The following is a 14,537-nucleotide window of genomic DNA, read 5'->3' on the forward strand; positions in this document are numbered from 1 at the left end:
AGTAATAATCTTTTAAATACACTTCTTAAAAATTAATGAACGACGTTAAGCTAATTGTTGATGATATTAAGCAAGGAAACTTAAAACCTATCTATTTTTTAATGGGTGAAGAGCCTTATTACATTGATAAGATTTCTGATTTTATTGAAAACTCTGTGTTGGATGAATCAGAAAAAGGGTTTAACCAAATTGTGATGTACGGAAGAGATGTGTCTGTTGATGAAATTATTTCCTCTGCAAAAAGATTTCCAATGATGGCAGAGCATCAAGTTATCATTGTAAAAGAAGCACAGGATTTAAGCAGATCAATTGATAAACTAGAAAGTTACGCTGATAATCCACAACCGTCCACTGTTTTAGTATTTAATTACAAGTATAAAAAACTTGATAAGCGTAAAAAAGTATACAAAGCCATCGCCAAAAATGGTTTGATTTACGAAAGCAAGAAATTATATGACAATCAGGTTGGCGATTGGATTGTTAAAGTTTTAAGAGGGAAAAAGTTTTCTATTGAACCAAAAGCAAGTTTAATGTTAGTGGAGTTTTTGGGTACAGATTTGAGTAAAATTAGCAACGAACTTGATAAGTTAACTTCTGTCTTATCAGAAGGAACAATTATCTCTCCGAATCATATTGAAGAAAATATAGGAATTTCAAAAGACTTCAATAATTTCGAGTTGCGTAAGGCAGTTGGAAATAAAGATGTAGTAAAGTCAAATAGAATTATCAATTATTTCAGTCAAAATCCTAAGAATAATCCGTTGGTAATGACAATTTCGTTGCTAAATAGTTTCTTTACACAATTATTGATGTATCATGGACTGAAAGATAAATCGAAAGCTTCTGTTGCCAGAGCATTAGGTATTAATCCCTATTTTGTAGATGATTATGTAAGTGCTGCAAGAAATTATCCTATGAGAAAAGTTTCCCAAATCATTGGAATTTTAAGAGATGCTGACGTAAAAAGTAAAGGAGTAGGTGCAAATCAATCTCAAGCAGATATTTTAAAAGAGTTGATTTTTAGAATACTACATTAAATTAGAATAGTATAAAATTCATAAGTATGAAAAACATTTTTACCAAAGAAGTTACAGATGAGGTTATTAAAAGAATTGAACGTCTTTCTACGGAAACACAACCTCTATGGGGAAAAATGAATGTAGCACAAATGATGGCACATTGTTCTGTTTCCTACGAAGGTGTGTATACAGATAAGCATCCAAGACCTAATGGTTTTATGAAGTTTGTTATAAAAATGTTAGCTAAAAATCAAGTTGTTTCAGAAAAGCCTTATCCAAAAAATAGTAGGACTGCACCTCAGTTTTTAATTACTGATGAAAAAGATTTTGAGTTTGAAAAGAAAAAATTAATCGATTACATCATAAAAACACAAGAGCTAGGAGAATCATATTTTGATGGTAAAGAGTCATATTCTTTAGGAAAGCTCACAAAACAAGAATGGAATAATTTGTTTTATAAACATTTAGACCATCATTTGTCTCAGTTTGGTGTGTAAGTAGTTTTAAACTTATGATGTTTAATTACAAGATTTAAGGATTTTTAGTTTAATAAAATTAACAAGAAGGCTATGATTGCAGGTAAACCTTGCACAAAAAATATTTTCTTGCTGGCAGTTATAGCTCCATAAATTCCTGCTACTGCAACACAACCTAAGAAAAATAGCGCAACATTAGCTTTCCATTCTGTATTCTCGATAAAAAAAGTCCAAATTAATCCTGCAGCTAAAAAGCCATTATACAAACCTTGATTTGCAGCTAATGTTTTAGTTTTTGGAAATAAATCGGCAGGAAAATGTCTAAAAACCTTTCTTCCTCTAGTTTCCCATGCAAACATTTCAAACCATAAAATATATAAGTGAAATATAGCGATGATTCCGATAAGTACTTTTATAAGTAGTTCCATAAGTTGATTAGTTTACCTTAAAAATAAAAAAAACTCGCAATTAAGCGAGTTTTAAATATAAGTTTATAATTATTTAGTTGGCTTTGTCAACTACAATACGGTTTTCTCTATTAGCAACTTCCCATGCTGTATAGAATACTAAACGTGTTCTGTTCTCTAATAATTCATAATTAATTTTATCAGGAGTATCAGTAGGTCTGTGGTAATCTGCGTGCGTTCCGTTAAAGTAAAAAATAATAGGAATGTTATGCTTAGCAAAGTTGTAATGATCTGAACGGTAATAAAAACGATTTGGGTCATTTTCATCATTGTACTTATAATCTAAGTCGATGTTCATGTACTTTTTGTTTACATTTTCAGAAAGTTGATGTAATTCAGTACTTAATTTATCCGAACCAATTAAGTATACATAATTAGGATTTCCTTTATGACGTGCATCTATTCTTCCAATCATATCGATGTTTAAATCAGTAACTGTGTTTGCTAATGGGAATATTGGATTTTCAGTATAATATTTTGATCCTAATAATCCTTTTTCTTCACCTGTTACATGTAAAAATAAGATAGAACGTTTTGGCCCGTTTCCGTCATTAGCCGCCTTTTTAAAAGCTTGTGCAATTTCTAAAAGGGCAACCGTACCAGAACCATCATCGTCAGCTCCGTTATATACTTCCCCATTTTTAACACCTTCGTGATCTAAATGTGCTGAAATCACTACTATTTCATCAGGTTTTTCAGTTCCTTTGATAAAAGCAACTACGTTTTCTGAGTCGTTTAACTTCATTCCTCTTCTATTGTTACTTAAATAAGAAGAAGGTACTTTTTGGAAATAATCGCTGCCACCTAAAGGAGAAGCAATTCCTTCATTGATGTAAAAATCCTTTAAGTAGTTAACCGCTTTTTTTTGTCCAGCTTCACCAGTATTACGACCTTCAAATTCATCAGAAGCATAAACAAATAAATGCTTTCCTAAGTCTTTTGCTGTAATGGTTTCTGCGTAAGTTGTTGGGTTGTTATCTCTTTTTTTACTAGCAGTAGTGTTTTTGGTGGCTGTTTGGCTGGTACTACAAGCAATAGCAGTAAATGCCAAAGAAGCTAAAATTATTTTTTTCATTTAAATTCGTTTGTTAAGCTAATTAATGTATGTTCAAAAGTAGTTAAATCTTTTGCAGTCTCAAATTTAATTTTTGTTGATGACGAACTGTTGTAAATTTTTGTTAAAACTAATCAGTTCTTCTGGAAATAAAGAAGAAAAAGCATTTTTCTCCATTAGCTCACTGGCATTTCCACTATAAGTTTTCTCGTTAGCTATTAACACAAAAGAATCTGCTAGTTTTAGTGCGAGATTTACTTCATGAGTAGAAATAAGGATGGTTTTTTGAGTGGTTTTTACCAGTTCTTGTAATAAAGAAAAGACTTTATAAGTATGATGAATATCTAAATGTGCAGTTGGTTCGTCTAGTAGTATAATTTCAGTGTCTTGAGCTAAAGCTCTTGCAATAAGTACACGCTGCAATTGCCCATCACTCAATTTATAAAAAGGTTGATCTTTTAAATGAGCTACATTTGTTAGTTCAAGTGCGTGAAGTACTTTTTTAATATCTTCTCTAGACAATTTGTCTAGCCAATTGGTATAAGGTTGTCTTCCAAGTGCTACAATTTCAAAAACAGTTAACTGACTTTCTGGGAGACGCTCTGTAAGCACTACACTCATCACTTTAGCAAGCTCGTGTTGTGAGTACGTATTTAGTTTTTTTTGATTGATGGTAATTTCTCCAGCTAATTTATTCTGAACTTTACTCAAGGTTCTAAGTAAAGTTGATTTACCTGCTCCGTTTTTTCCTAAAAGCGCAATAAATTCCCCTTTTTTAATGTCTAAGTCAATAGATTCAAGTAGTACCTTTTCTGATTTCTTAGAGGAATATCCAATCGAAAGATTTCGAGTTTGTAAAACAATATGTTGCGTGTTCTGTTCAGTCATTGCTCTTTCGACTTAGATATAAATTTTCTTTTTTCTTACTAATAACCAGATAACTACGGGAGCTCCAAATAAAGAAGTTATTGCATTAATGGGCAATGTAAATTCACTATTAGGTAACTGTGCTATGCTATCACAGAGTAATAAAATGATTCCGCCAAATAAAGCAACTGCAGGAATTAGTATTTTATGATTAGACGTTTTAAAGATCAACTTAGTAATATGCGGAACCGCTAAACCAATAAATGCTATTGGGCCACAAAAAGCAGTAATAACACCGGTTAATAAACTGGTAATTATTAAAATAATGTTTCTACTTTTTCTAGTGTTGATACCTAAGCTTTTTGCATAATTTTCTCCCAGTAAAAAGCTATTTAAAGGTTTTATAGAAATAAGAATTCCGAGAATAGCGATTATAAAAATTCCAAGAAAAATTAATATTTCATTCCAAGTTAAATTTCCTAAGCTTCCAAATCCCCAGAAGACAAACTGTTTTATCTGTTCGGCATCACTAAAGTAAGAAAGAACACTAATTAATGCAGAAGCTAGCGAGCCAAACATTAAACCTATAATTAAGATAGACATTGTATTTCGAACTTTATTGGCAGCAATAATTACAGCCAATAAAACGATAAATGCTCCTATACTTGATGCAAAAGGTAATCCCCAATTCAGAAAAGCAGAAAAGCTAAACATTCCGCCTAAAAAACTAGTGCTTAATAAAAACACGGCAACTCCCAAACTAGCTCCTGAAGAAATACCCAATACAAATGGACCAGCAAGTGGATTTCTAAATAAAGTTTGCATTAGCAAACCACTAATTGAAAGTCCAGATCCAACTAATATTGCGGTAATAGTTTTTGGTAATCTATAATCGATAATAATGGTTTCCCAACTAGACTTTGTTGGAACTTGTCCTATAAAAGTTTTAAAAATATCTGTTAATGGAATATCAATAGAACCAATACTAATATTAAACATACTTGTTACAATCAAAATGATTCCAAGAAGTATAAATTGTTTAGTGTAGGCTGTTTGCTTGTCCATTTTTAAATTTACAAAGAGTTGCGTTTATGAGTATGTTTTTAAAAAATCGACGAGTTTTTTTATAGCTAAACCTCTATGACTAATGTTGTTTTTATCTTCAGAACTCATTTCTGCAAATGATTTGTTATATCCTTCAGGTTGAAAAATAGGATCGTAGCCAAAACCTTTTTCGCCTTTTTTTTCTGTTAAGATTTGACCTTTACAAATTCCATCAAAGAAAAACTGTTTTTCGTCAATATTTAAACAAATAGAGGTGCGGAATTGGGCATTTCTAGTTGATGTGTTTTGTAAGTTTTGAAGTAGTTTTTGCATGTTGTTTTCTGCATTGGCAGGTTCTCCCGCATAACGTGCAGAATACACTCCTGGCTCACCTTGTAAAGCTTCCACTTCTAAGCCAGTATCATCAGCAAAACAATTGTAGTTGTAATTTTTTGTTATATGATTTGCCTTAATTTGAGCATTTCCCTGTAAAGTAGTGGCTGTTTCTTCAATGTCTTCATCGCAACCAATATCCTTTAGAGATAATAGTTCTATGGCTTCAGGAAGCATTTGTTGAACTTCTTTAAGTTTATTGAGGTTGTTTGTAGCAAAAACTAGTTTCATGTTTAATTGTAAAGCCACAAAAGTAGTGTATTGTTTTATAAAACAAAAAGATGTACCGAAGTACATCTTTTTAGTAGTAGTTTATATTTTTATAATTCCTTAGAATACATATCTAACGTTAAGTCCGAAACTATCAGCTACGAAGTCCGTAGTTTCAACAAGTATGAAGTTTGGTCTCCAGTCTGCACCAATAACAATAGGAGCTTTTTTAAATCGGTATTCAAGACCAATTTCTCCTACTACTCCAAGCGCAAATGGATCACTTAAGTAGGCATTAGGACCAACTCCTAAATACCACATCAATCCATCATCTCCAAGAGGTCTGTAGATAAAATCCCATAATAAATCAACACCTACACCGTCACCAAAAGAAACATCAGCGTGAAGTCTGCTGTATTTTCCTGCTGAGAAAACAGCATCAATAGCAACTTTTCCTCCAGTAACATCTCCAAAACGGATACCAATTTCTTGTGCACTTGTTGTTAATGAGAATAACCCCATGAACATAACAGATAAGATAAGTTTTTTCATAATTTTAAATTTAACGTTGTAATTCAAATATAGGAATAAAATATTATTTGAAGATTAAACTACCCGCTTCTATATAATCCTCCTGCTTATCTAGTTTAACAATCAACGTTTCTCTTTGTTCGTTTTTTCTGCCGTAGTTCGTGTAAATATTTAACTTCAAAATTGTAGGTCCTGATATTTTTTGAATATTATCAGCAAAGTAATCAATCATGATTTTATAATTTCCTTTAATAGCTTTCTTAAGCATGAATTCTTCGGGTCCGTATCCTTCTTTCATGTCTATAGAGAGTCTACCTCCAATTTTTGTTTCATGGTTTTGGTAATAAGCTTTTTCACCGTTCGGATCGATAACCCATAAATCAATATCAGTATCATTATGATTCCAGTCAACAACAATTCTAATGTCAACCGGCAATGATTTAAAAAACTTTTTTTGATACTTTCCTAATTTTAGTTTGTCTCCATATTTGTTCACTAATCTTGTTAATTCTACAAAAGCTATTGATTCAATACCATAAAAGCGTTCATCAATATCTTTACTTAATAACTCTCCGTTATAAATTTTATAGAATAGATTAAAACTCTTTTGGTACTCTCCAGCCATTTCGTAAGCTAGTGCTAAATCTCTGTATGACTGTGGTTCTTCAGGTCTTAATTCCAAAACTTTTTCATACATTTTACTGGCTAAGTTATATTGCTTTAAATGTTCTAGTTTATAGGCTAATACTTTAATTAATTCGTAGTTATCTAAATCAATTTCAATTAAGTTTGTTAAAACTCTAATCGCTAATTTTCTTGTTCCTTGACGATCGAAAAAGTCGGCAACATCAACAAAAAACATTGGGCTATTAGAATAAGAGTCTCTTATTTCGAGGTATTTTTCATAAGCTTTTGTGATTGTTTTTTCATTCTTTAAAATATCTAAATACGGTGAATTTACATCCCAAGCTTTAAGTTCTACTTTTTCTTCAATTAACTTTTCTAGTTGTTCAATTTCCTTTTGATTTGTATCAATTCCTTTTTTTGAAGTAACAATTACAACGCCATTATTTCCTCTACTGCCATATAATTTTGTTCCATCTGCTGGTTTTAAAACTTGAATATTGTGAATTTCAGAGCTATTTAATTTTTTGGTCGGATTATGATTAACTACTTTGCCATCCAAGATATATAATGGTTGACTGTTAGAAACACTACTTATACCTCTTATTGTAATTTGACTTTTATTAGAATCAGTATTTTGAACAGTAACTCCAGCAACATCTCCAACTAGGGTTTGAGATACTGAGGTACTTGTTACACTTCTTCGAGTAGTTGTGCCATATGCAACAACTACAACTTCTTCAAGTAGGTTGTCACCTTCCAGTTGTGCATTAATGTTGTTAGACGAACCAACTGTTTTTTCTTGAGTTCTTAATCCAACAAAAGAATAAATAAGAATATCACCAGATTTTGCATTGATAGTGTATCTACCATCAAAGTCAGTTTCTGTTCCTTGTGTAGTTCCTTTTACAAGGACGCTAACACCAGGCAATGGACCAGATTCATCACTTATTGTACCCGAAACAACTCTTTGAGAATAATCAATATTTGAGTTAGTCGTGTTTTCTATTGTGGTGGTTTGCGTATTTGAATTCGTATTTTGAGTATTTGTTGTGTTATTATTTGTAGAGGTTCTTGTATTTGTTCTCTCAGTATTTGTTTCTCTTCGAGTAATTCTGTTGGTTACTTCCTCTCTCGTATTTTTATTTTTTTTCTTTTTGTGAGTAAAGCTAGTGTTATACCAGTCAATTATATCTTCATAATCTTCCAAAATTTCTTCTTTTCTATCTAAAACATCTTGCTTTTCAACTTTTTCATTTCGTAATCGTTCAGCTAAAAGTTCTTTGTACTCAGGCCTTAATTCCTTTGGAGGATCAATTTTATAGCGCACATAATCTTCAATTCTGTCTAAGATTAACATAGAAGTGTAGTCCGTAATTAAATGATATTGTTTTGCTAAAGCAATGATTTGTTCTTTATTATTTTCTTTTTGAATGTTTAGATGGCTCAACTTTTCCTTTGCCCATAATCGTTTTGTTTGTTTAGATGTTTTTGCATTTTTTAAATCAACCTGAACAGTTTTGGTTACTTTTCCTTGAAATCCAAATAACAAATCAATTTTAGCAGCTGAATTAAATCTCCCACTTATTATAAAGTCGTTAGAAATATTAACTGGCCCTTTTGGGTAAACTTCATTAATTTGATCATTAGCCTTGTATCCTAAGAATTGTAATCTTTCTTGTTTCAACAAATCCAAAGCTTTTGAATCTGAAGTTTTTCTAAGGTTAATATAAATACCTCCATTTTTAGTAGCCATATTATTCAATGAGAAATGATTGGCTGATGTTAAAGAATTAATAGTATAAATTGTTTTTTGATTCAGTTTATTAATAGAACCTAAATTTGCCAATCCATCTGAAAATAGAAGAACTTCTTTGGCTGCTAATTTCACTTCTTCCAGTGTCTTTATATTTGTTCCGCCGTCATATGTAAGTGACGATATTACATTTTCTAGCTTTTCAGAATTTCCATCTTGTATTTTAAATAGCTCTTTTCTTTCAACTGAACTATTAAAAGTGATTAGTTCTACTTCTACTTGATCTAAATATTTTATGTAGTTCTTTAAAAGAAGGAGTTCAGAAGCTATGTTTTTATGTTGCATTGAGTAAGATACATCCCAAAGAACACTAATTCTTTTTGGTTTCTTTTTTGTTCTGATTTCGCTTTTTAAGGCAAGATTACTGTAGAAGTAGTCGTTATAAGAAAACGTGATGTTCGTGTTACTTTTTCCAGATAAACTTAGTTTTACAGGATTTTTAGGAGTGAAATTTTGTTGAGTTGTTGAAATATGTGTTGCTCCTTCAATTACATTAATATTAAATTTTGAAATGGATTTACATGTAATATTAGGAGTGAAATTACTATCTGTTATTAAAAAATTAAGTGAAAAGTTATCGATTTTATCTGTAATACCTAAAGGCAATTCATAAATTAAATTACTGTCTAAATAATAGAGTTTTTCTTCGTAGGTTAAAACAACTCTTTTATAGCTCTTAGGAAAAATAGGATAAACTCTTGCTTTATAATTATTTCCTACTGTTTTTTCTAAAAGTACAGGGTCAATTTTTTGTCTTACAGTTGTTTCATAAGCAACACGAGCTAATTCTTTTTCAACAATTACAGCTTCTCGAAGTGATCCATTTAAGTCCATAGCAAGTTTATAAACCGATTGTCCTTGTCCAAGTGGAAATGCTAATTCACCTTCTAATGTTCGATTATGATCATTATAAAAAATCATGTCGTATGTGGTAGTAGCAGAATTACCAGTGATATTGACATTTATTTTTAAACCTGATAATTTTAAATCTTTGTCATCTTCTATACTGATTTTAGGAATACTTTGAGAGAACATATAGAAATTAAAAGGCAGAAAAATAATGAGTAGTATTTTTTTCATAACAAATGTTTTTAAGTTTTATGTAAAACTCAAAATTTATTATAACGTATGAAATTTATAATGAGTGAAATATTATTTTCAATTAGTCAAGTAGTTTATTTTGTATTACTCATGATGATACGGTTCATTTCTTAAAATGGTAAAACCACGATAAATTTGTTCTACAATAAATAAACGAATCATTTGATGAGAAAAAGTCATTTTTGATAACGATAACTTTCCGTTTGCTTTTTTGTAAACAGTATCTGAAAAACCGTAAGGTCCTCCAATTACTAAAACCAATTGTTTTATACCAGAATTCATTTTCTTCTGAAGAAAACTAGAAAATTCAATAGAGGTATAGTGCTTTCCTTTGTCATCTAATAAAATAAGCTCATCGGTATTTTGAAGTTTAGAAAGAATCAGCTCACCTTCTTTTTCTTTTTGCTGTGCTTCCGATAAGTTTTTAGCATTTTTGATATCTGGAATAATCTCTATCTCAAACTTCACATAATGTTTTAATCGATCTTGATAAAGCTCAATTAATTGATTCAAGTTTTTATCGTCTGTTTTTCCAACAGCAAGTAATTTAATTTTCATGCTTCAAAATTACAAATGTTGAAGTAGGAAACACCAATTTTTTACCGTTTTAATTAATTCATGATTTCTAATTGATAACTCATAATTGTAAAAATGCTATTTTTACATCAATAACAACAATAGAATGATATCTAAAGAACAATTTAATAGAGAGCTTGATTTAATTATTGCGAATGCAATACGTGAAGATATTGGAACCGGAGATCATACATCATTATCATGTATCCCAGAAAATGCTACCGGAAGAGCAAAATTATTAGTAAAAGATGAAGGAATTATAGCTGGAGTTGAATTTGCTAAAATGGTTTTTGTGTATGTTGATCCAAGTCTAGAGGTTGAGGTGTTAATTAATGATGGAGAGAAAGTATCGTATGGAGATATTGTATTTTATGTATCTGGAAAATCACAGTCAATATTACAAGCAGAGCGTTTAGTGTTAAATGCAATGCAGCGAATGAGTGCAATTGCAACAAAGACTCGTTTTTTCATGGATTTATTAGAAGGAACAAAAACGAAAGTATTAGACACGCGTAAAACAACTCCAGGAATTAGAGCTTTAGAAAAGTGGGCGGTAAAAATTGGAGGCGGAGAGAACCATCGTTTTGCTTTGTATGATATGGTAATGATTAAAGACAATCATATTGATTTTGCAGGCGGAATTACACAAGCAATTACTAAAACGAAAGCCTATTTAGCTGCAAAGAAATTAGATATTAAAATAATTGTTGAGGCTAGAGATTTAGAGGAAATCAAAGAGATTTTATCAAATGAAGGAGTATACCGAATTTTAATTGATAATTTCAATTATGAAGATACAAGAAAAGCTGTTGAACTTATAGGTGATCAATGTTTAACCGAGAGTTCAGGTGGAATTAATGAACAAACAATTCGTAAGTATGCCGAATGTGGAGTAGATTTTATCTCTTCAGGAGCGCTTACACATTCCGTATATAATTTAGACTTAAGTCTAAAAGCAGTAGATTAATCAAACACATAGTAAATGAAAAAATACATTTTTATGGCAACAATTGCTTTAGCAGTTAGTTGTAATACCAAAGAAACCAAAAAAGATACAGATGATATGAGTACTTCAGAAAATCCATTATTAGTTAAAAGTACTTTAGATTATGGGGTTCCTGATTTTACAAAAATTAAGAACGAACATTTTATGCCTGCAATTTTAAAAGGTATGGAGGTTCAAAATGAAGAAATTGCCAAAATTGTTTCAAATACAGAGGAACCAACTTTTGAAAATACAATTTTAGCCTTAGAGGAAAGTAGTAAAACCTTAGATAATGTTACGGCAGTTTTTTATGCATTAGCTGGAGCTCATACAAATGATGTAATCAAAGAAAATCAAAAAGAGTTAGCGCCGAAATTCTCTAAGCATACAGATGATATTTTATTAAATACTAAACTTTTCGAGAGAATAAAAAAGGTTCATGAGAATCTTGAGTCATTGAATTTAGATGCTGAGTCAAAACATTTAGTTAAAGAAACCTTTAAAAGGTTTGCAAAGGCAGGAGCAAATTTATCTGAAGAAGACAAAGCGAAGTTAAAAGATATCAATGCGAAACTGGCGAGTTTATCAAATGATTTTGGAAAGAAATTATTAGATGCAAGCAAAAAAGGCGGAGTTGTAGTTGATGATAAAGCCAAGTTAAAAGGATTCTCTGAAGAGAAAATTAAGTCTATCGAGAAAGACGGAAAGTATGAAATTCAATTAATCAATACTACACAACAACCTTCGTTACAAACATTAGAAAATAGAGAGGTTAGAAAAGAATTATTTAATAAATCTATTTGCAGAACTGAAGGTGGTGAGTACGATACTTCTGACTTAGTAAAGCAAATGGTTACTTTACGTGCTCAGAAAGCAAAAATCCTTGGATTTGACAATTATGCTAGCTGGAGTTTACAAGGAACCATGGCTTCTACACCAGATAAAGTGTTTGATATGTTTAATAACTTAATTCCTGGTTCTTTAGAAAAAGCGGCATCGGAGATCAAAGAAATACAAGTAGAAATTGAAAAGAATAGTGGGGATTTTAAACTAACTCCGTACGATTGGAATTTTTATGCTGAAAAAGTTCGTAAGTCTAAGTATAGTTTAGATGAAGAAGAGGTAAAGCAGTATTTTGAAATTACTAATGTATTAGAAAAAGGAGTATTCTTTGCAGCAACAAAATTATACGGTTTAACTTTTAAAAAGCGTACTGACATTCCTGTTTATCACCCAGATGTTGTAGTTTATGAAATCTTTGAAGAAGATGGGAGTAAGTTAGGGTTATATTATGGAGACTTTTTTGCTAGGGATAGTAAAAGAGGAGGAGCTTGGATGAGTGCTTTTGTAAAGCAATCAAAATTACGTAATCAAAAACCAGCGGTTTATAATGTGTGTAATTCACCAAAACCAGCTGAAGGAGAACCAGCATTAATTAGTTTTGATGAAGTTGAAACAATGTTCCATGAGTTTGGTCATGCGTTACATGGTTTGTTTGGAGATCAGCAATATGCTTCAATTTCAGGAACTAGTACAGCAAGAGATTTTGTAGAGTTTCCATCACAGTTTAATGAAAATTGGGCAACGCATCCTGAAGTGTTAAACAACTATGCTTTACACTATAAAACTGGAGAGGTAATTCCGGATGCTTTGCTAAAGAAGATTAAAGATGCAGGAACTTTTAACCAAGGTTATTCTATCATCGAAAACTTATGTTCTTCTAATTTAGATATGCAATGGCATACAATTGGTGTTGATACTTCAGTTGATGATGTAGCAGCATTTGAAAAAGAGGCTTTAGCAAAAATGAAATTGAATGTTGATGAAATTCCACCAAGATATCGTTCTACATATTTTGCTCATATTTTTAGTGGAGGTTATGCTGCCGGATATTACTCGTATCTATGGACAGAAATGTTAAGTCACGATGCATACGATTGGTTTAAAAGCAATGGTTTGTTAACTCGTGAAAATGGAGATAAATTCCGTAAAGAAGTTTTGTCAAGAGGAAGCACAATGGATTATGCAGAAATGTATAAAACATTTGCAGGTAGAGATCCTAAAGCAGAGCCAATGTTAAAAGCTAGAGGATTACAATAAAGTTTTACATAAATGAACTGCTTAAGAGAGACTTATTTTTTTGATTATAGTAATGAAGTCATTCAGAATATTATCTCAGAATTTAAAGATAAAGGATTGACAGATAAAGAAAATTCAATTCAAATCTATAATAAAGTTCGAGATGAATGGCGTTATGATCCATATACAATAAGTCTTTCTAAAGAAAAATATAAGGCCAGTCATATAGGTCAAAATTCTTCAGGAAATTGTGTAGAAAAATCTGTTTTATTGATTTCTTGTTTACGGGGACTAGGAGTTCCCGCACGATTGCATTTAGGTAAAGTAAAAAACCATATAGCAGTTGAGCGCTTAACCGAAAAGTTTGGTTCTAATGAACTTACACCACATGGAATGGTAAATGTTGAATTAAACGAAAAGTGGTTAAAAATGTCACCTGCATTTAATACTGCTTTATGTAAAATGTTCAATGTTGAACCTTTAGAGTTTGATGGAGAGAACAATTCCTTTTTACAACAATATAACAGTTCTGGAAGTTTGTTCATGGAATATGTTGATGATTACGGTCATTTTGAAGATGTGCCAGTCGAATTTATGGTGAATAATATTAAAGAACATTATCCTCACATTTTTGATGTAGATGATTCTATATTGGAATTTAAATTATAGTTTCAAGAAGATCTATGAACGAATACTTCAATGATGAAATGTATACCAAAGTCAGTTTTACTAGTCAACAACTTAGTAAAACTGACTTTGATTCTTGTACGTTTAAGAGTTGTGATTTTTCCGATTTGCATATTAATAGCTCTGAATTTTTAGAATGTGAGTTTATCGATTGTAACTTTAGTAATACTCGATTAAAAGGATCTAGTTTTAAAGAGGTTCATTTTTATAATTCTAAGTTATTAGGTGTTAAGTTTCATGAGTTAGAACCTTTTTTGTTGAAAATAAACTTCACCGATTGTCAATTAGATTATGCTTCTTTCTATCAGCTGAAAATGCAAAATTTTCAGTTTGTTAATTGTAGTATCAAGGAAGTTGATTTTACTGAAGTAGATTTACAATTTTCCTATTTTGATAACTGTGATTTAACGGGTGCTATTTTTGAACAAACTGATTTACGAAGTGTAAATTTTAAAACATCGCGTAACTTTTCAATAGATTTAGAAACCAATAAAATTGAAAAAGCTGTTTTCTCTAAAGATAATGTTGTTAATCTATTAGAAAAATACAGAATAAGGGTAGAGTAATTTGTTTTTTTAGTCACAGAGTCACAGAGTCAAAATTAATTA

At 31.0% G+C, this 14,537-nt stretch carries 14 protein-coding genes; 6 read left to right on the plus strand and 8 right to left on the minus strand.

Going from position 1 to position 14,537, the window contains the following annotated elements:
- The first annotated feature begins 35 nt into the window (after positions 1 to 35).
- Positions 36 to 1,037: a DNA polymerase III subunit delta gene (holA, locus tag EV195_RS05165; RefSeq protein ID WP_132793642.1), complete on the plus strand. Its 1,002-nt coding sequence runs from the start codon at positions 36 to 38 to the stop codon at positions 1,035 to 1,037.
- Between the two features lie 26 nt (positions 1,038 to 1,063).
- On the plus strand, positions 1,064 to 1,516 hold the full coding sequence (locus tag EV195_RS05170; protein WP_132793644.1) for a DUF1569 domain-containing protein: 453 nt from the start codon (positions 1,064 to 1,066) through the stop codon (positions 1,514 to 1,516).
- Between the two features lie 44 nt (positions 1,517 to 1,560).
- Here the strand turns inward: EV195_RS05170 and EV195_RS05175 are convergent, their stop codons facing one another.
- The 8 genes from EV195_RS05175 to rlmH form a co-directional block, all read right to left on the minus strand.
- Positions 1,561 to 1,923 (minus strand): DUF1304 domain-containing protein, encoded by a 363-nt coding sequence (locus EV195_RS05175; protein WP_132793646.1) that lies wholly within the window; start codon positions 1,921 to 1,923, stop codon positions 1,561 to 1,563.
- Positions 1,924 to 1,996: 73 nt separating this feature from the next.
- Positions 1,997 to 3,037 (minus strand): M28 family metallopeptidase, encoded by a 1,041-nt coding sequence (locus EV195_RS05180; protein ID WP_132793648.1) that lies wholly within the window; start codon positions 3,035 to 3,037, stop codon positions 1,997 to 1,999.
- A gap of 66 nt (positions 3,038 to 3,103) precedes the next feature.
- Complete coding sequence (locus EV195_RS05185) at positions 3,104 to 3,904, minus strand: ABC transporter ATP-binding protein (protein ID WP_132793650.1); 801 nt, start codon at positions 3,902 to 3,904, stop codon at positions 3,104 to 3,106.
- A 12-nt stretch (positions 3,905 to 3,916) separates the two neighbouring features.
- Complete coding sequence (locus EV195_RS05190; RefSeq protein ID WP_132793652.1) at positions 3,917 to 4,948, minus strand: FecCD family ABC transporter permease; 1,032 nt, start codon at positions 4,946 to 4,948, stop codon at positions 3,917 to 3,919.
- A gap of 24 nt (positions 4,949 to 4,972) precedes the next feature.
- Complete coding sequence (locus EV195_RS05195) at positions 4,973 to 5,551, minus strand: non-canonical purine NTP diphosphatase (protein WP_132793654.1); 579 nt, start codon at positions 5,549 to 5,551, stop codon at positions 4,973 to 4,975.
- A gap of 99 nt (positions 5,552 to 5,650) precedes the next feature.
- Positions 5,651 to 6,082 carry an outer membrane insertion C- signal gene (locus EV195_RS05200; protein ID WP_132793656.1) on the minus strand — a complete coding sequence of 144 codons (432 nt, stop codon included), beginning with the start codon at positions 6,080 to 6,082 and terminating at the stop codon, positions 5,651 to 5,653.
- 43 nt (positions 6,083 to 6,125) lie between these two features.
- Positions 6,126 to 9,581 (minus strand): VIT domain-containing protein, encoded by a 3,456-nt coding sequence (locus EV195_RS05205; RefSeq protein WP_132793658.1) that lies wholly within the window; start codon positions 9,579 to 9,581, stop codon positions 6,126 to 6,128.
- Positions 9,582 to 9,686: 105 nt separating this feature from the next.
- The gene (gene rlmH, locus EV195_RS05210) at positions 9,687 to 10,160 is read right to left on the minus strand and encodes a 23S rRNA (pseudouridine(1915)-N(3))-methyltransferase RlmH (protein WP_132793660.1); all 474 of its coding nucleotides are present in this window, start codon (positions 10,158 to 10,160) and stop codon (positions 9,687 to 9,689) included.
- Positions 10,161 to 10,284: 124 nt separating this feature from the next.
- On the opposite strand from rlmH, the gene nadC reads away from it, so the two are divergent.
- The 4 genes from nadC to EV195_RS05230 are packed head-to-tail and all read left to right on the plus strand — an operon-like array spanning position 10,285 to position 14,495.
- Complete coding sequence (gene nadC, locus EV195_RS05215; protein ID WP_132793662.1) at positions 10,285 to 11,145, plus strand: carboxylating nicotinate-nucleotide diphosphorylase; 861 nt, start codon at positions 10,285 to 10,287, stop codon at positions 11,143 to 11,145.
- 15 nt (positions 11,146 to 11,160) lie between these two features.
- Positions 11,161 to 13,263, plus strand: coding sequence for a M3 family metallopeptidase (locus tag EV195_RS05220; protein WP_132793664.1), 2,103 nt, complete (start codon positions 11,161 to 11,163; stop codon positions 13,261 to 13,263).
- 12 nt (positions 13,264 to 13,275) lie between these two features.
- The gene (locus EV195_RS05225) at positions 13,276 to 13,911 is read left to right on the plus strand and encodes a transglutaminase-like domain-containing protein (protein WP_132793666.1); all 636 of its coding nucleotides are present in this window, start codon (positions 13,276 to 13,278) and stop codon (positions 13,909 to 13,911) included.
- Positions 13,912 to 13,925: 14 nt separating this feature from the next.
- A complete protein-coding gene (locus tag EV195_RS05230; RefSeq protein ID WP_132793668.1) occupies positions 13,926 to 14,495 on the plus strand; it encodes a pentapeptide repeat-containing protein in 570 nt (189 codons plus the stop codon).
- Positions 14,496 to 14,537 lie beyond the last annotated feature (42 nt).

Source organism: Tenacibaculum skagerrakense (assembly GCF_004345825.1).
Taxonomy (GTDB): domain Bacteria; phylum Bacteroidota; class Bacteroidia; order Flavobacteriales; family Flavobacteriaceae; genus Polaribacter; species Polaribacter skagerrakensis.

Coding starts and splice junctions, on each gene's coding strand:
- holA (WP_132793642.1), top strand. CDS start 36: ATGAACGACGTTAAGCTAATTGTTGATGATATTAAGCAAGGAAACTTA.
- EV195_RS05170 (WP_132793644.1), top strand. CDS start 1,064: ATGAAAAACATTTTTACCAAAGAAGTTACAGATGAGGTTATTAAAAGA.
- EV195_RS05175 (WP_132793646.1), bottom strand. CDS start 1,923: ATGGAACTACTTATAAAAGTACTTATCGGAATCATCGCTATATTTCAC.
- EV195_RS05180 (WP_132793648.1), bottom strand. CDS start 3,037: ATGAAAAAAATAATTTTAGCTTCTTTGGCATTTACTGCTATTGCTTGT.
- EV195_RS05185 (WP_132793650.1), bottom strand. CDS start 3,904: ATGACTGAACAGAACACGCAACATATTGTTTTACAAACTCGAAATCTT.
- EV195_RS05190 (WP_132793652.1), bottom strand. CDS start 4,948: ATGGACAAGCAAACAGCCTACACTAAACAATTTATACTTCTTGGAATC.
- EV195_RS05195 (WP_132793654.1), bottom strand. CDS start 5,551: ATGAAACTAGTTTTTGCTACAAACAACCTCAATAAACTTAAAGAAGTT.
- EV195_RS05200 (WP_132793656.1), bottom strand. CDS start 6,082: ATGAAAAAACTTATCTTATCTGTTATGTTCATGGGGTTATTCTCATTA.
- EV195_RS05205 (WP_132793658.1), bottom strand. CDS start 9,581: ATGAAAAAAATACTACTCATTATTTTTCTGCCTTTTAATTTCTATATG.
- rlmH (WP_132793660.1), bottom strand. CDS start 10,160: ATGAAAATTAAATTACTTGCTGTTGGAAAAACAGACGATAAAAACTTG.
- nadC (WP_132793662.1), top strand. CDS start 10,285: ATGATATCTAAAGAACAATTTAATAGAGAGCTTGATTTAATTATTGCG.
- EV195_RS05220 (WP_132793664.1), top strand. CDS start 11,161: ATGAAAAAATACATTTTTATGGCAACAATTGCTTTAGCAGTTAGTTGT.
- EV195_RS05225 (WP_132793666.1), top strand. CDS start 13,276: ATGAACTGCTTAAGAGAGACTTATTTTTTTGATTATAGTAATGAAGTC.
- EV195_RS05230 (WP_132793668.1), top strand. CDS start 13,926: ATGAACGAATACTTCAATGATGAAATGTATACCAAAGTCAGTTTTACT.